Below are 15,746 nucleotides of genomic sequence, written 5' to 3'. Positions count from 1 at the left end.
CTGGCAAACTTTAAGCTTCTACACCCAAGCGTTTTCCGGCCTCAACCACTTCTTCAATACGTCCAACTAAACGGAACGCATCTTCTGGAAGATGGTCATACTTACCTTCAAGGATTTCCTTGAAACCTTTAACCGTTTCCTTAACAGGAACATAGGAACCTGGCTGTCCAGTGAACTGTTCTGCTACGTGGAAGTTTTGTGATAAGAAGAATTGTACACGACGTGCACGAAGTACCACTAACTTATCATCATCAGAAAGTTCATCCATACCAAGGATTGCAATGATATCCTGTAATTCACGGTAACGTTGTAATGTTGATTGAACTTGGCGTGCTACATTATAGTGCTCTTCGCCAACAATTTCAGGTGACAATGCACGAGAAGTGGACGCAAGCGGATCCACCGCTGGGTAGATACCCATCTCAGAAAGTTTACGCTCTAGGTTTGTTGTTGCATCCAAGTGTGCGAAAGTCGTCGCCGGAGCCGGGTCAGTATAGTCATCGGCTGGTACGTAAATCGCCTGGATTGATGTAACAGAACCTTTGTTAGTTGAGGTGATACGCTCTTGTAATTTACCCATTTCGGTTGCAAGCGTTGGCTGGTAACCTACCGCAGATGGCATACGGCCAAGTAGCGCGGAAACCTCAGAACCTGCTTGTGTGAAACGGAAGATGTTATCCATGAAGAAAAGAACGTCCTGTCCTTGTTCATCACGGAAATATTCAGCCATTGTTAAACCAGTCAAGGCTACACGCATACGTGCACCTGGCGGCTCGTTCATTTGTCCAAATACCATTGCCGTTTGCTTGATAACGCCTGAATCCGTCATTTCATGATAAAGGTCATTACCTTCACGAGTACGCTCACCAACACCAGCAAATACGGAAATACCGCTGTGCTCTTGGGCGATGTTATTGATTAATTCCTGGATTAAAACGGTTTTACCTACACCGGCACCACCGAATAGACCGATTTTACCACCCTTGATATATGGTGCAAGAAGGTCTACTACCTTAATTCCAGTTTCGAGAATTTCAACCTCAGTCGAAAGATTTTCAAACGTTGGAGCTTCGCGGTGAATCGAATCACGGCGGGCACTTGCTGGAATATCTTCTTTAAGGTCAATGGCATCTCCCAATACGTTGAATACACGGCCAAGTGTTACGTCGCCAACTGGTACTGAAATTGGTCTGCCAGTATCTTCAACTTCCGCATTACGAGTTAAACCGTCAGTAGAAGACATCGCAATTGTACGAACTGTATCATCACCTAAATGAAGGGCTACTTCAAGGGTTAAGTTGATCTCAACTTCTGATTCAGTACGCGTTGTGTTTACAATTTTCAATGCGTTATGGATTTCAGGAAGCTGACCGCTTTCGAACTTTACGTCAACAACCGGACCCATAATCTGAAGAACGCGTCCTTTGTTCATCATGTTCCCTCCTATCTTACTCTTTCAAAAAGAGTCCGGGAATAATGGACTTATTCCCACGACTTCTTATATCTGAGACCCCAAAAGGGTTCTTTTTTCAAAAATTCAAGGCCGAGCAGCCAGAAACCTACTATTCCAGTGCAGCCGCACCGCCAACGATTTCAGTAATTTCTTGGGTAATCGATGCCTGGCGGGCACGGTTGTAGCTCAATGTATAGTTTTTGATTAATTCTTTCGCATTATCGGTAGCATTTCTCATCGCAGTCATCCGTGCGGCATGTTCACTTGCTTTACTGTCAAGCAGCGCGCCGTAGATTAAGCTTTCTGCGTATTGCGGCAGGAGAACTTCCAAAATTTCTTCGGCAGATGGCTCAAATTCATAGGAAGTGAGCTTTGAAGAAGTTGTTAAATCCGTTAATGGAAGCAGTTTCTTCTCCGTAACCTCTTGAGAAATCGCACTTATATAATGGTTGTAAAACACATATAATTCATCAAAGGTTCCATCTTCAAACATACCGACCGTTGAACTAGTTAGGTCTTTAATATCACTAAAGTTTGGCTGATCAGATACGCCGACGATCTCCTGCGCTACATTCATACCGCGCTTTACGAAAAAGTCACGGCCTACACGGCCAATCGTAATAATCGCGAACTCATCATTCGATTGGTGACGGCTTTGAATGGTTTGGGTCACTCGGCGGATGACGTTACTGTTGAATGCACCAGCAAGGCCACGGTCAGATGTAATGACAATATAACCGGTCTTTTTAACTGGACGAGCTTTTAGCATCGGGTGATTCACACCTTTAGAGCCAATTGCAATCGACGCTGTTACTTCCTGGATCTTCTCCATGTAAGGTACAAATGCTTTCGCATTTACAACACCGCGGTTCCATTTAGCAGCCGAAGTCATCTCCATCGCTTTTGTGATTTGACTCGTCTTTTTTGTTGAAGTAATACGCTGTTTTATATCACGTAATGAAGCCATAGGTTCTCACCACCCTTTTTCAAAGAATGTCTGGTTTAGGCCGTGCGGCGGACCGCACGCCCTAAACCCCTCAATATGTCAGACCCTATTATTCAGAAACTGCAAACGTCTTTTTGAAGTCGTTGATTGCAGAAGCCATATCCTCATCAGAAGGAAGATCCTTCGTTTTGGTAATATGGTCTAACAATTCTTTGCGGTTGTGGTCTAACCAGTTATGGAATTCAGATTCAAAGCGGCGTACATCCTGTAATGGAACATCATCAAGGAAACCGCGTGTTAATGCATAAAGGATTACAACTTGCTTTTCAACCGTAAGCGGCTTGTGAAGATCTTGCTTTAGAACTTCAACCGTACGAGCACCACGGTTCAGCTTCGCTTGTGTTGCTTTATCAAGGTCAGAACCGAACTGAGCAAATGCTTCTAATTCACGGTATGAAGCAAGGTCAAGACGCAGTGTACCTGCAACCTTCTTCATCGCTTTGATTTGCGCCGATCCACCTACACGTGATACGGAAAGACCTGCGTTGATCGCCGGGCGAACACCGGAGAAGAAAAGGTCAGATTGTAAGAAAATTTGTCCATCCGTGATGGAGATAACGTTTGTTGGTATATAAGCAGAAACGTCACCTGCTTGTGTTTCAATAAATGGTAATGCTGTAATGGAACCAGCACCAAGAGTATCATTAATTTTACATGCACGTTCTAACAAACGGCTGTGTAAGTAGAATACATCCCCTGGATATGCCTCACGACCTGGAGGACGGCGTAGTAACAAGGAAAGCTCACGGTATGCAGCAGCTTGTTTTGAAAGGTCATCGTATACGATTAAAACGTGCTTGCCGTCATACATAAACTCTTCTGCCATTGCAACACCCGCGTATGGAGCTAGGTATAATAGCGGTGCAGGTTGTGATGCAGAAGCTGTTACAACGATTGAGTATTCTAATGCGCCATATTTACGAAGAGTTTCAACCGCGTTACGAACAGTTGATTCCTTTTGACCAATGGCAACATAGATACAGATCATGTTTTGACCTTTTTGGTTTAAGATGGTGTCGATCGCAACAGATGTTTTACCTGTTTGACGGTCACCGATGATTAATTCACGCTGACCGCGACCGATTGGAACAAGTGCGTCAATCGCTTTAATCCCTGTTTGAAGCGGCTCATGAACGGATTTACGAGCCATAACGCCAGGAGCTACTGCTTCAATTGGGCGAGTTTTTGTTGTATTGATTGGACCCATGCCATCAACTGGCTGTCCTAATGAGTTTACAACACGTCCGATTAGCGCTTCACCTACTGGAACCTCCATGATACGGCCTGTGCGGCGAACCTCGTCTCCCTCACGAATATCTGTGAAAGGTCCAAGGATGATAATACCGACGTTATTTTCTTCAAGGTTTTGTGCCATACCCATAACGCCGTTTGCAAATTCAACAAGTTCTCCGGCCATAACATTGTCGAGGCCATGAACACGAGCGATACCGTCACCAATTGAGATAACTGTACCAACATCACTCACTTGAATTTCTGCCTGATAGTTTTCAATTTGTGATTTAATCAGGGCACTGATTTCTTCAGCTTTGATGCTCATGAGTTTCACCCCTATCTTCTGATACTTTGCGTATATTTTTTCCTGCAGTAAACTTTTAAAAGTCGTCCAGCGCCCAGCGGCGAGTGTACTTCGCTTACCGGTTGCTTTACATTTCGTCTTAGCTTAACAACTTACGTTCTAAACGGTCTAGCTTTCCGCGCAAAGAGCCGTCATAAATTCGATTTCCAATCCGAAGGCGGATGCCGCCCAGCAGGTTAGAATCGACGATATTTTCAATTCTTAGTGATTTTTTGCCAATTTTCGCAGCAAATGTCGCAGATAATGCTTCGCGTTCAGCATCCGTCAACTCACGTGCGCTGTACACTTCCGCTTCTGCGATTCCCATTGCTTCATTTGCCAGTTCAAGGAACTGATCGGTTACTTCAACAATTTGGTCCTCGCGATGACGATCAATTAAGACCAATACCGTATTTAGGACAAACACATTCACTGATGCAAAAGCATTTTTCACAATCTCTTTTTTCTTATCGAGCGTAAGTTTTGAAGATTTAAGGACAGCTTTTAAATCAGGATTGTATTCCAAGACTTCCTTAACTACACGAAGGTCCTCTTCTATTTGACCTAGAACCTGCTGTTCATTAGCGATTTGAAAAAGAGCGGACGCGTAGCGTTTTGCTACCATTGTGTTGCTCATCGTCCTTCTCCTGCCTCTTTAATGTATTCGTTAATTAGTGCATCTTGGTCTGCATTTGTTAATTCTTTCTCAATTACTTTAGAAGCAATTAACACAGACAAGGAAGCAACCTGTTCGCGAATGGCAGCAACAGCTTTTTCCTTTTGCTGTTCAATTTCAAGCTTGGCAGCTTCTTTCAGGCGTTCTGCTTCAGCCCGGGCCGTCGTAATGATTTCTTCACGCTGCAAGTCGCCTTGCTTCTTCGCACTCTCAATTAAGTTTTGTGCATCATTACGTGCTTCTTTAAGAAGGTTACGCTGCTCTTCGATAAGTTTTTTCGCTTCTAAACGGCTGTTTTCTGCCGCAGTAATTTCATTAGCGATATGCTCTTCACGTTGTTTCATAATGCCCATTAATGGACCCCACGCGAATTTTTTAAGCAATGCTAACAAAATGATAAATACGATTAGCTGGAAGAAGATATCTCCAGTATTAATGTGGCCGCCGCCTTCAGCCGCAGTGGCCAATACAAAACTGCTAGTTAACACCCTGGGTTCACTCCTTTCAAGAGTTGCTAAAACGTTTGGAAACAATCAATTCAATCAAACAAACATAAATGAATGGCGAAGGATTCGGTTATCTTCGCCACCAGGAAATTTTCGAGTTTTATTTGTTCAATACCATGAACGCAATAACTACCCCGATAATCGGCAAGGCTTCAACTAACGCAACCCCGATGAACATTGTAGTTTGAAGCATACCACGTAATTCAGGCTGACGAGCCACACCTTCTACTGTACGTCCTACGATAAGACCGTTACCAATACCTGCACCAATTGCTGATAAACCGATTGCGATCGCTGCTGCTAAAATACCAATTGAACCTGTCATTTCTTTTTTTCCTCCTTAAATGTATGAAAACATAATATTTTTTTATTTTTGTTCATGAGCATGAACGGTTATTTTAATGGTCATGACTCACTTTATGAGACATGTAAACCATTGTTAACATAGTAAAGATGTATGCCTGGATCGAGCCGACAAACACAGAGAAACCTTGCCATACTAATGTCAGCGGCACTGCGGCGATGGTACCGGCAATTCCTTGGTGGGCCAGTCCCGCTGCTAAAAGTGATAACAGCAATTCACCTGCGAAGATGTTACCGTAGAGACGCAGACCAAGTGTTAATGTGTTGGCGAATTCTTCAATAATCTTTAATGGGAACAAGAATCCCATCGGGCTGAAGAAGCCTTGAGCATATCCTTTGAAACCTTTTAACTTTACACCATAATAATGGGTAAGACCCAAAATCATAACAGCAAGAGTTAACGTGATGATTGGGTCAGCTGTTGGTGATTTCCACCAAAGTGTTCCATCAATCACAATTGAAAATGGCAAACCTAACATATTGGATACAAAGATATACATGATGAGTGTGATTCCAAGGATGTGAAATCTTCCTCCATCCTTCCAATCCATCGTGCTGTTGATGATGCCTTTCACAAAGTCCATCACCCATTCAAAGAAGTTCTGCATCCCTGTTGGTTTCATTGCCAGCTTGCGTGTCGAAAGCACGGCTATTAGAAAAACAATGACACTTGCTACAGTGATCATTAAGACGTTAGCGCCATTAAACCATAAACCTAAGAATTCAAACTCAGGAGTTTTATGTTCCATATGTACTCACCTCACTTCCCCTTTTTGTGTACATGTATTGCATTGTAAAAATAATCTATCATAATGACAATATAGGATGTCATTAGTCCTATCACAAAGCTAAAAATATTAAAATATTCCGGGTACTTCAATGCAATTGCAGCCCCAATACCCGCTGTCGCCATCCTTGATAAGGATCCTAGTGACCGGGGTTTTTTCCCCTCTGATACTTGTTTATCGAACTTCTCAGTCTTCCTTACCAGGAGTAAGAGGTTAAGAAAACCGAAGCATGTCCCTAAAACTAATCCTAAAAAGATCGTATGGTGCGTAGTGAAGCCCCAGCCAAGAACATAAATGGCCAGCAAGTAGAATATCCATTTCTTTTGCCTGTTGTACATAACTCTGAAATCTGGCATTATGATTTATCTCCTGAATAGAAATGGCGGATTGAAAGAAGCATAGAATAAGTCCCTGCTGCCAGTCCCAAAAGCAGTCCGATTATTAAGAAAATTGGTTCTACACCCCAATGCCGGTCAAGCCATCTGCCTGCAAAAATACCGATGAGAATGGAGCCGACTAACTGGGAGACAATCGCAGACATTAACGCCATTGCTTGGAATGGATTGCGGTTTTTTTGACGCATATAGTCACATCCTCACTCTTAGAGAATGTCAAACGGGCAGGTGACAAATTCATTCCATAAAACTATCTTTATATAGATAATTCGACATGAAAACCCTATCATTGATACCCTTTGTTAGCATACAATAGCCACTTGTCAATGTCAATGAATTTACGTGAATTATACCACAATCTACTATTAATAATTTCTGAAAGTTTGACACCTTTGTTACACTTTAATTGTATTGTAAATTTTGAATTTTTTTGGTCCGATTTGTGTCTATTTTGTGAACTTTTAATCAAATTTTAATCTAATTCTAATAAAATATTATTTTTTTGTCTAGAGTTTGCTTGAAAAGAGGTGTAATTTATACGGTTTTTTTAACCTAAAGAAAGCTGGTGCTTTTTTCTGCCCCAGCCTTCCGAATCTATTCCTCTCACTTTTCGATCATAATCATCCTTTCGATGAAATCCTCTTTTCCTGCCTTCTTGGCAAATACCTTCACTAAATAAGTACCCGATGCCGGGAGCTGCTCTTTTCGAATCAGCTTGCGCAGCTGTCCCTTTTTCACATTTGTTTCTGTGTCTAAGAAGCCGACAAAGCGATAGCTCTCCGGGTTAAACAAAGCAATTCCAAACTCCTCGGCACCGCCTGGCAGGTACACCTCATAACGGTATTCTCCCGGCCTGTCCCCATACGCAAAATCAAAGCCCATCACCCGCGGGTATCCCGGCTCCTCCAGCACATACAGATAAGGAATTTGAATCAGCTTCGCCCCTGCCTCGAGCTGGATAAAACCATCATGAATCTTCCGTTTAAATACCTGTGGATCAACTTGCAGCTCGACCGGTACTTCCGTTGACTCTTTTGGTCTGAGCGTAAACGATAACGGAAACCGCCAGCTGATCCCTTCAACTTTGTATGGTATTCGAAAAGAATAGCGTTGTGTCTTCTCACTCGTATTTTTAACTTTCACTACGGCCTTATGGCTGTCGTTCTCATCACTGTATTTGCCAAAACGAAGACTGCTTGGAGTGACAAGTGATGTGGTCTGAATCGCCTCATCCACCTGAATCCTTCCAGCTCCTTGCTCATACGTCCGGTACAAAGCGTTTGGATTTGGCCCAATCGGTTTGGCCGTATTCATCAGCGCTGCCTTAATCTCCGCCGGCGACCAATCCGGGTGGGCCTGCTTGATTAACGCACATGCCCCTGCCACATGCGGTGCGGCCATACTGGTGCCTTGTAATGATAAGTAACCGCCTGGAATCGTTGATTGAATCGCCACCCCTGGCGCGACGATATCCGGCTTAATTTCCCATGTCCCCGTCACCGGTCCGCGCGAGCTGAAGTCTGCGAGCCGGTCCCGCTCCTCACTGACCAATACCCTTGCCGTCACACGTTGGTTCGTTATTTTTTTTTGTAAAATGACTCCGTCACCCTTAGCGAGTGCTCCGATTGGGATGGTCATAGGAGTATCGAGGTTTCCCATAAAGCTCCCGCTCAAATTGTTATAAATCAACACTGCTTTGGCGCCCGCTGCATAGGCGTTTTTTGCTTTTTCGGTAAACGTCAGTGTTCCGCGTTTGATTAGCACCATTTTGCCTTGGACGTTGTGAAGGTCCTCCTTGCGGCCCAACCCGCCGTCCGCCAATTCGAGAGAACGGTCCAGTCCCCAGTTGCCTGATCCCTCCAAGGGCTGGATTCGCAGGCGGTTTCCTTCTATTAGTAAAGAGGGAATTTTCATTGTCGGTGTGGAAGCCCCGACGGATATGGCTTTAGAGGCCGTACCGGGAGAGCCGACTGTCCAAACATTTGGACCCGAATTTCCCGACGCCGCCACGGCAACGATCCCTTTGTCGACGGCACGGTTTAAGGCTAGGGAAATCGGCAGGTCCGGCCCGTTGATGTCATTTCCAAGGGAAAGATTGACCACATCCACTTTGTCTTTGATCGCCTGTTCGATCGCGGCAAGGACCTGCTCGGTAGTTCCGCCACCGCCAGGCCCGAGCGCACGGTAAGCGACAATTTTGGCCTCGGGGGCAACACCTTTTATTTTTCCATTGGCCGCGATAATGCCGGCGACGTGGGTGCCATGGATCGTGGCTTTGCCAATGGCGAGGGTTTCCATCGGGTCCCGGTCATTGTCGACAAGGTCGTGCCCGCCGGCGTAATTACTTTTTAAATCGGGATGCGTATAGTCGACCCCGGTATCAATGACGCCGACGGTGATGCCTTTGCCGGTGAGGCGCTGATTCTGATGGTCAAAGATGCGGCGCACCTCTTCCCCGCCAATTATTTTGACGCTTTCTTCTGTTTCGGCTTGGTATTGAGCGACTGGCGATACGGTTAGGACGCGCTGTTGTTGGCCCAGCCTTGTGATCGCCTCAGGGCTGCCTTCAATTGAGAAGCCATCAAGGGCCTCATGGAAAATGCGGCGCAGCTTTACGTTTTGATACGGACTGATCAGTCGTTTGATTTCCTGTTCAGATTGCGATTGTTTTAACACAACGATTGCGACTTGGGTAGATTTGGGTATCGGCGGGTGAATGAGTACGGTAGAGGTTTGCAGTGTGAGAAAAATGGATAACAGCCATTTCATTTATGGATTCCCCTTTTTCCTCATAGCGTTTTCTTTGAGGGGGGAAAGTATGCAATCGGGCGGGAGAAAGTATTGTGTCGTCCGTTTTATACCTGTAGATGGAAGGTTTAGAGAGTGAAGCAGGTTTTTGGCTACACCACGTTGCTGAATGAGTAAAAACTCTTGAAATAGTTTGGGATTTCCAACCTTATACAATTATTCCAATAAAAAAAGCCGAGCATCGCTGCTCGACTCTATTATTTCGTACCAAATAACCGGTCGCCGGCATCGCCTAAACCTGGAACGATATAGCCATGGTCATTTAATTTCTCGTCCAATGCCGCAATATAAATATCCACATCTGGGTGGGCAGCTTGTACAGCCTCCACACCTTCAGGAGCAGCAATTAAACACATAAACTTAATATTTTTTGCGCCGCGCTTTTTCAACGAACGAATCGCTTCAATCGCAGAACCGCCCGTTGCCAGCATCGGATCTACCACGATGAAATCGCGCTCTTCAACATCACTTGGAAGCTTAATGTAATATTCCACTGGCTGCAATGTTTCTGGGTCGCGGTATAAACCAACATGACCTACCTTCGCAGCAGGGATTAATTTTAAAATCCCATCAACCATTCCGATTCCCGCGCGGAGAATTGGCACGATGCCAATTTTTTTCCCGGAAAGAACCTTTGATTTTGCCGGGCAGACAGGTGTCTCGATATCGATGTCCTCAAGCGACATATCTCGTGTGATTTCGAATGCCATCAAGGTTGCCACTTCATCAACGAGTTCGCGAAATTCCTTCGTTCCTGTATGTTTATCACGTATGTAAGTAAGTTTATGCTGGATTAATGGGTGGTCGAAGACGTATACCTTTGCCACAATAATCGCCCCTTTTTTCAAAAATTAATCATCGCCTCATTTTACAGAAAAAAGCCCCATAGAGCAACTTATCTCCTAATGTTTTAAGAGAGAAAAGTAGAGCGAATATTCTTTCTAATAGGAAGCGCACCGTGGTGGTCTCTAAAGCTGATTAGCGGTGGTTCACGCAGATATAAAAAACGGACCTCCATCTGGAAGATGAAGGTCCATTTAATAAACAATTAATACTCAGGATAAAGGATGAATTTATTTGTTAAGGCTTCAACACGTTGACGTGCTTCGTTAAGCTTCGCTTCGTCTTCATGGTTTTTCAATGTAAAAGCGATGATTGACGCAATTTCGTCCATATCCTCTAAACCAAAGCCGCGGCTTGTCACAGCTGCAGTACCAATGCGGACTCCGCTCGTTACGAATGGGCTGTTTTGGTCAAACGGAATGGTGTTTTTATTAACGGTAATGCCGACTTCATCCAACACATGCTCAGCAATCTTTCCAGTTAAGCCGAGGCTTGTCACATCAACTAACAGCAAATGATTATCTGTACCGCCAGAAACTAGCTTTAATCCTTCTTTTTGCAGTGATTCTGCTAGGCGCTTCGCGTTCGCAATAATGTTTCCTGCATATTCTTTAAAGCTATCCTCTAGTGCTTCACCGAAGGCAACAGCTTTTGCGGCGATTACATGCATAAGCGGACCACCTTGGATACCAGGGAAGATCGACTTATCAATTTTCTTTCCAAATTCCTCTTTGCAAAGAATCATCCCGCCGCGAGGACCGCGCAAGGTTTTGTGAGTCGTAGTTGTGACGAAGTCTGCGTATGGAACTGGATTTTGATGCAAACCAGCTGCCACAAGTCCAGCAATGTGCGCCATATCAACCATGAGGTAAGCTCCCACTTCATCGGCGATCTCACGGAACTTAGCAAAATCGATTTCGCGTGGGTAGGCACTCGCACCGGCAACAATAAGCTTCGGTTTGTGAGCTAACGCTTTTTCGCGGACATCATCATAATTGATGCGGTGAGTTGTTTCATCCACACCATATTCAACGAAGTTGTATTGAACGCCACTGAAGTTTACTGGGCTTCCGTGTGTTAAGTGTCCGCCGTGAGAAAGATTCATCCCAAGAACGGTATCGCCCTGCTCGAGGATTGTGAAGTAAACAGCCATGTTGGCTTGTGCCCCTGAATGCGGCTGAACGTTTACATATTCGGCACCGAAAATTTGCTTCGCACGTTCGCGCGCTAGATCTTCAACCACATCGACATATTCACAGCCGCCATAGTAACGGCGTCCTGGATATCCTTCTGCATACTTATTTGTTAATACAGAACCTTGTGCTTCCATCACTGCTTCACTTACAAAGTTTTCCGAGGCAATTAATTCAATTTTTGAACGCTGACGTCCTAATTCCTGTTGAATCGCTTTAAAAACCTGCTCATCCGCTTGAGACAAATGCTTCATCCTAAATCCCCCTTTTTATGTAAAACACCAATAAAATTCAAAATTCGAAAATTCCTTCTTCATTCTAACATATCTTTCGGAATTTGCCACCATAAACTCTATAAAAATAGAAGAAAAGGTGCCTGTCACCATTAATAACCGAACAATAGTGCTAACGGTGCCTCTAACGGTGCCTGTCACCATTAGCACTACGAGCAGCTGTTATTCTCGGTGTTTTTTTCGTAGACGGCACGGGCGCCGCCGATTAGTTTGGGGCGGGTTTTTGCTAGGGTGACAAGGGCATGTCCGACGCTTTTTTGCTTAACGCGTACGGGCACGGCTACATGTTTTATGTGCATACCGATGAGTGTTTGGCCAATGTCAATGCCAGCCTCAGCCTTTATGAATTCGACCACCACGGCGTCCTCAAAACCCCCAAAGGCGTAGGTTGCCATCGCACCGCCAGCCTTGCGGACAGGTACCACAGAAACCTCTTCATAGCCCCGCTCACGTGCAACGGAGCGTTCCATGACCAATGCCCGGTTTAAATGCTCGCAGCATTGAAAAGCAAGTTGAATTCCCTTCTCCGCTTGGAGCTTTTTAAACTGTTGAAAGATCATTTCAGCTACTTCAATCGTCCCGGCAGTACCAATTCGTTCGCCAATCACCTCACTCGTGCTGCAGCCGACGACAAGCAGCTGCCCTGGCTTTAGTTCCGCCTGTTCTTGGAATTCACCTAGAATGGTTTCAAGCTCTATTTCCCAATCTTGAATCATTACCATACCCTTCTTTCCGTCTTGCTTAAAGGTGCGTTTTCTCGTACTCGGTAATCTTCCCAATCCGGTTTGCATGACGGCCGCCTTCGAACCCTTCCGTCAGCCAAATCTCAGCGATATCGCGGGCCAATCCTGGGCCAATGACGCGCTCGCCCATTGCGAGCATATTCGTATCATTATGTGCACGCGTTGCGCGGGCACTGAAGGTATCATGAACAAGGGCACAGCGGATGCCTTTTACCTTATTGGCGGCAATGCTCATCCCAATCCCTGTTCCACAAATCAAAATACCGCGGTCAAATTCGCCGCTAGCTACCTTTTCAGCCACAGGCAGTGCATAATCCGGAAAATCCACGGATGTTTCACAATCACAGCCAAAATCTACGTAGTCAATCTTTAATTCTTCCAGTAATTTGGCGATTTCCTTACGTATATTGACGCCGCCATGGTCTGACGCTAATGCCACCTTCATAAAAAATCCTCCTGTTCCATTTCCCAAAATTCAAAAAACTGCCGTTACAAACAGACGCGTAAATCTTCTGCAGCAACTCTTAGAATAATCTGTTTTCATTTTGACACACCCACTCAAAAATTTAAAGCAGAAACCTTTCCCGGTTCAGTTATTTGAGGCAAAAACAATAGCCCTCTTATTTCATTAAGAGAGCTCTATCTTTTCTATTTAATGGATAGTTTTTTCAAAAAGTCTTTCCGCCATTCGCAAAACCACTATGCTTTAAATTTTTCTATCGCTTTATCAATTAATTTTTCTAATTCCTGATAGGTCTCCTCATAGACTGCGAGACTGCCGCCGTACGGGTCACTAACATCCTGGCTGCCAGTTTCACCTGTATACTCCTTCAACGAGAACACCTTCATTACCGCCTGAGGAAACTGCTGTTGAATCGCAAATTTATGAGAGCTCGTCATCGTTAAAATGAGATCTGCCCAGTCAACGGCCTCCGCTGTTAACAGATGTGAGCGATGATTATGCGGAACCTGATTGTCATCGAGCACCTGCTTCGCATGAGTGGATGCTTCACTGCCGTTTGCCGCATAAATCCCTGCCGACTTTACCTCCACATCGGTAAGCTTTTTATTTTTTAAAATCGCTTCTGCCATTGGACTCCTGCATGTATTTCCTGTGCAAACAAACAAAATACGCCGCATTTTACTAGCCACCTTCCCTTAAAAATTTTACCCCAGAATTGGTTAATTGAACCAATTCTTTTTAAAAAAAGACCTTCTCCCGAATCATTTTCGAAAAAAGGCTGTACCACTAACAAGGCGACGAATCGTCGTTATGTGGTTTATGTAACGAACCTTGGTATTTTTTTAAAAACCAGGCGATTAGATAACTTCATTCTAGCAAATTTGGGTGGTTTTTTGAAAGATTCCTAGTTTCATTTTACCAAAATTGCGTAAGCAGCTTTATTCCAAACGCAAGCAGGATCGTTCCCCCTAAGGCCTCGCTGTACGTTCCGAGCCAGCCCTGGACTTTTCTGCCGAGCAAAAGCCCCGCCCATGTTTGCACTGTGGCCACAATACCAAAGCATAAAAGAACCATAAAGGTTTTCGCTCCGTAAATCCCTAAGGTCAACCCAACGGAAAAACTATCAAGACTTACACTTAAGGCAAATAACAGTAAGCCGAAGCCTACTGGTGAAATGACCTTTGCTTCTTCTTTTTTCATTGTCGACCAAATCATCTGCACCCCTAGGACCATGAGGAGCAGCCCGCCGATAAGCGTCGCAAAGGTGCCGAATTTTTCAGATAGAAATTTTCCAGCTAATAGGCCTAAAAGCGGCATCCATACATGGAATAAGCCGATGGTCAGGCCGATATTAAAAATTTTCCTCAGCCGCAGTTTGTACATTCCCATGCCAAGCCCAACCGAGAAGGCATCCATCCCAAGCGCAAATGCCATTAATAATAGTGTAATGAGTTCGCCAAACATTTCTGACATTGATCTTCGCCCCCTTGGACTAACTATCCTAGCCTATGCACGTCCAAGGGAGTTTAGAAGTAAGAAAAGCACCAATGCCTCCCTAAAGGAGACAGTGGTGCTATTGGGTGATAAGCTTATGGCCGGCTGCTTTTTGCAGACGGTTCATGATGGCATGTCCGACGCCTTCATTCGGGAAAATTTCACTAAAAATGATATCAACATTGTCTTGATTAAAACTTCTTAGTGTGTCATATAAAGCGGCCGCGACCGTTTCCAGCTCAGCCCGCCTGCCACATGAAAGAATAACATCCGCCTTGTAAAAGCGGTAATTTTCTTCGGTTGTCAACACACCCACCCGAAGTCCTTCCTGCTGCTTTTCCAACACTAATGTTTGCAGAAATTCTTTGGTGCCTGACACCATATAAAGCGGGGCATTTGGTGCGTAGTGGCGGTATTTCATCCCTGGTGCCTTTGGACGTGCAGACTGATCCTTTAAGGCCGCATCTTCACGGACTTCCCCAACAACCGCTTCAAGCTGCTCCATCGTCACGCCGCCGGGCCTTAAGATGACTGGAATCCCCTCTGTGCAATCAACGACGGTTGATTCAACGCCAACTCCTGTCGCGCCGCCATCCAATACGCCGGCAATTTTTCCATTTAAATCATCCAGCACATGCTCCGCTTTCGTTGGACTCGGCTTTCCAGAGCTGTTCGCACTTGGAGCGGCAATCGGAAGTCCACAGGTTTTCAACAATGCCAGCGCAACCGGATGGTCCGGCATCCTTACCGCCACGGTAGCAAGTCCGGCTGTCGCCACTTCTGACAAAATGCCATCTTTCTTTTTAAAAATAATCGTCAGCGGCCCCGGCCAAAAGGCATCCATTAATTTTGCGGCCGTTTGAGGAACCTCCGTTACAAATCTACTAAGCTGGTTGCGGTCGGCAATGTGAATGATTAATGGATTATCACTAGGGCGTCCTTTCGCTGCAAAGATTTTGGCCACTGCTTCATCACTTTCAGCATTACCGCCAAGCCCGTAAACGGTCTCTGTTGGCAGGGCGACCACTTCATTTTTTCTTAAAAAATTGGCTGCATCCACAACCTGTGGATTATTCTCTAGATTATCCACATATTTATCCACTATCCAGATGTTTGTGTTCATAGTTATCCACCTTTATTGATGAC

General features: G+C 44.9%; 17 protein-coding genes. All 17 read right to left on the bottom strand.

Going from position 1 to position 15,746, the window contains the following annotated elements:
* Positions 1 to 10: 10 nt before the first annotated feature.
* Positions 11 to 1,432, bottom strand: coding sequence for a F0F1 ATP synthase subunit beta (atpD, locus tag J7E81_RS21435; RefSeq protein ID WP_215045480.1), 1,422 nt, complete (start codon positions 1,430 to 1,432; stop codon positions 11 to 13).
* Positions 1,433 to 1,562: 130 nt separating this feature from the next.
* Positions 1,563 to 2,420, bottom strand: coding sequence for an ATP synthase F1 subunit gamma (gene atpG / locus J7E81_RS21430; protein ID WP_215045479.1), 858 nt, complete (start codon positions 2,418 to 2,420; stop codon positions 1,563 to 1,565).
* Positions 2,421 to 2,508: 88 nt separating this feature from the next.
* Entirely contained in the window at positions 2,509 to 4,017 is a 1,509-nt protein-coding gene (atpA, locus tag J7E81_RS21425) for a F0F1 ATP synthase subunit alpha (RefSeq protein WP_215045478.1), read from the bottom strand.
* Between the two features lie 118 nt (positions 4,018 to 4,135).
* A complete protein-coding gene (locus J7E81_RS21420; protein WP_215045477.1) occupies positions 4,136 to 4,672 on the bottom strand; it encodes a F0F1 ATP synthase subunit delta in 537 nt (178 codons plus the stop codon).
* The gene (locus J7E81_RS21415; RefSeq protein ID WP_215045476.1) at positions 4,669 to 5,199 is read right to left on the bottom strand and encodes a F0F1 ATP synthase subunit B; all 531 of its coding nucleotides are present in this window, start codon (positions 5,197 to 5,199) and stop codon (positions 4,669 to 4,671) included. Before J7E81_RS21415 ends, J7E81_RS21420 begins: the two co-directional genes overlap by 4 nt.
* A 118-nt stretch (positions 5,200 to 5,317) precedes the next feature.
* Positions 5,318 to 5,542, bottom strand: coding sequence for a F0F1 ATP synthase subunit C (atpE, locus tag J7E81_RS21410; RefSeq protein WP_215045475.1), 225 nt, complete (start codon positions 5,540 to 5,542; stop codon positions 5,318 to 5,320).
* 73 nt (positions 5,543 to 5,615) lie between these two features.
* Positions 5,616 to 6,329: a F0F1 ATP synthase subunit A gene (gene atpB / locus J7E81_RS21405; protein WP_215045474.1), complete on the bottom strand. Its 714-nt coding sequence runs from the start codon at positions 6,327 to 6,329 to the stop codon at positions 5,616 to 5,618.
* An 11-nt stretch (positions 6,330 to 6,340) separates the two neighbouring features.
* Positions 6,341 to 6,724 carry an ATP synthase subunit I gene (locus tag J7E81_RS21400; protein ID WP_215045473.1) on the bottom strand — a complete coding sequence of 128 codons (384 nt, stop codon included), beginning with the start codon at positions 6,722 to 6,724 and terminating at the stop codon, positions 6,341 to 6,343.
* On the bottom strand, positions 6,724 to 6,951 hold the full coding sequence (locus J7E81_RS21395) for an AtpZ/AtpI family protein (RefSeq protein WP_215045472.1): 228 nt from the start codon (positions 6,949 to 6,951) through the stop codon (positions 6,724 to 6,726). Before J7E81_RS21395 ends, J7E81_RS21400 begins: the two co-directional genes overlap by 1 nt.
* Positions 6,952 to 7,366: 415 nt before the next feature.
* Complete coding sequence (locus J7E81_RS21390; protein ID WP_251028792.1) at positions 7,367 to 9,532, bottom strand: S8 family serine peptidase; 2,166 nt, start codon at positions 9,530 to 9,532, stop codon at positions 7,367 to 7,369.
* A gap of 236 nt (positions 9,533 to 9,768) precedes the next feature.
* Entirely contained in the window at positions 9,769 to 10,398 is a 630-nt protein-coding gene (gene upp, locus J7E81_RS21385; RefSeq protein WP_215045471.1) for a uracil phosphoribosyltransferase, read from the bottom strand.
* Positions 10,399 to 10,619: 221 nt separating this feature from the next.
* Positions 10,620 to 11,861 (bottom strand): serine hydroxymethyltransferase, encoded by a 1,242-nt coding sequence (glyA, locus tag J7E81_RS21380; protein ID WP_215045470.1) that lies wholly within the window; start codon positions 11,859 to 11,861, stop codon positions 10,620 to 10,622.
* A gap of 188 nt (positions 11,862 to 12,049) precedes the next feature.
* Positions 12,050 to 12,616 (bottom strand): TIGR01440 family protein, encoded by a 567-nt coding sequence (locus tag J7E81_RS21375; protein WP_374104078.1) that lies wholly within the window; start codon positions 12,614 to 12,616, stop codon positions 12,050 to 12,052.
* Between the two features lie 25 nt (positions 12,617 to 12,641).
* Complete coding sequence (gene rpiB / locus J7E81_RS21370; protein WP_215045469.1) at positions 12,642 to 13,088, bottom strand: ribose 5-phosphate isomerase B; 447 nt, start codon at positions 13,086 to 13,088, stop codon at positions 12,642 to 12,644.
* 254 nt (positions 13,089 to 13,342) lie between these two features.
* On the bottom strand, positions 13,343 to 13,783 hold the full coding sequence (locus J7E81_RS21365) for a low molecular weight protein arginine phosphatase (RefSeq protein WP_215045468.1): 441 nt from the start codon (positions 13,781 to 13,783) through the stop codon (positions 13,343 to 13,345).
* Positions 13,784 to 14,021: 238 nt separating this feature from the next.
* Entirely contained in the window at positions 14,022 to 14,579 is a 558-nt protein-coding gene (locus tag J7E81_RS21360) for a manganese efflux pump MntP (protein WP_215045467.1), read from the bottom strand.
* Between the two features lie 100 nt (positions 14,580 to 14,679).
* Complete coding sequence (locus J7E81_RS21355; protein ID WP_215045466.1) at positions 14,680 to 15,723, bottom strand: L-threonylcarbamoyladenylate synthase; 1,044 nt, start codon at positions 15,721 to 15,723, stop codon at positions 14,680 to 14,682.
* Positions 15,724 to 15,746 lie beyond the last annotated feature (23 nt).

Origin of the sequence: Bacillus sp. ISL-18 (assembly GCF_018613415.1) — a bacterium.
In the GTDB taxonomy this organism is placed as follows: Bacteria; Bacillota; Bacilli; order Bacillales; family Cytobacillaceae; genus Neobacillus.
This window is presented reverse-complemented; position numbering and strand designations above follow the sequence as displayed.

What these genes read in the sequence shown, in the direction of transcription:
- atpD (WP_215045480.1), bottom strand. Translation starts at nt 1,432, where the DNA reads ATGAACAAAGGACGCGTTCTTCAGATTATGGGTCCGGTTGTTGACGTA.
- atpG (WP_215045479.1), bottom strand. Translation starts at nt 2,420, where the DNA reads ATGGCTTCATTACGTGATATAAAACAGCGTATTACTTCAACAAAAAAG.
- atpA (WP_215045478.1), bottom strand. Translation starts at nt 4,017, where the DNA reads ATGAGCATCAAAGCTGAAGAAATCAGTGCCCTGATTAAATCACAAATT.
- J7E81_RS21420 (WP_215045477.1), bottom strand. Translation starts at nt 4,672, where the DNA reads ATGAGCAACACAATGGTAGCAAAACGCTACGCGTCCGCTCTTTTTCAA.
- atpE (WP_215045475.1), bottom strand. Translation starts at nt 5,542, where the DNA reads ATGACAGGTTCAATTGGTATTTTAGCAGCAGCGATCGCAATCGGTTTA.
- atpB (WP_215045474.1), bottom strand. Translation starts at nt 6,329, where the DNA reads ATGGAACATAAAACTCCTGAGTTTGAATTCTTAGGTTTATGGTTTAAT.
- J7E81_RS21400 (WP_215045473.1), bottom strand. Translation starts at nt 6,724, where the DNA reads ATGCCAGATTTCAGAGTTATGTACAACAGGCAAAAGAAATGGATATTC.
- J7E81_RS21395 (WP_215045472.1), bottom strand. Translation starts at nt 6,951, where the DNA reads ATGCGTCAAAAAAACCGCAATCCATTCCAAGCAATGGCGTTAATGTCT.
- J7E81_RS21390 (WP_251028792.1), bottom strand. Translation starts at nt 9,532, where the DNA reads ATGAAATGGCTGTTATCCATTTTTCTCACACTGCAAACCTCTACCGTA.
- glyA (WP_215045470.1), bottom strand. Translation starts at nt 11,861, where the DNA reads ATGAAGCATTTGTCTCAAGCGGATGAGCAGGTTTTTAAAGCGATTCAA.
- J7E81_RS21375 (WP_374104078.1), bottom strand. Translation starts at nt 12,616, where the DNA reads ATGATTCAAGATTGGGAAATAGAGCTTGAAACCATTCTAGGTGAATTC.
- rpiB (WP_215045469.1), bottom strand. Translation starts at nt 13,088, where the DNA reads ATGAAGGTGGCATTAGCGTCAGACCATGGCGGCGTCAATATACGTAAG.
- J7E81_RS21365 (WP_215045468.1), bottom strand. Translation starts at nt 13,783, where the DNA reads ATGCGGCGTATTTTGTTTGTTTGCACAGGAAATACATGCAGGAGTCCA.
- J7E81_RS21360 (WP_215045467.1), bottom strand. Translation starts at nt 14,579, where the DNA reads ATGTCAGAAATGTTTGGCGAACTCATTACACTATTATTAATGGCATTT.
- J7E81_RS21355 (WP_215045466.1), bottom strand. Translation starts at nt 15,723, where the DNA reads ATGAACACAAACATCTGGATAGTGGATAAATATGTGGATAATCTAGAG.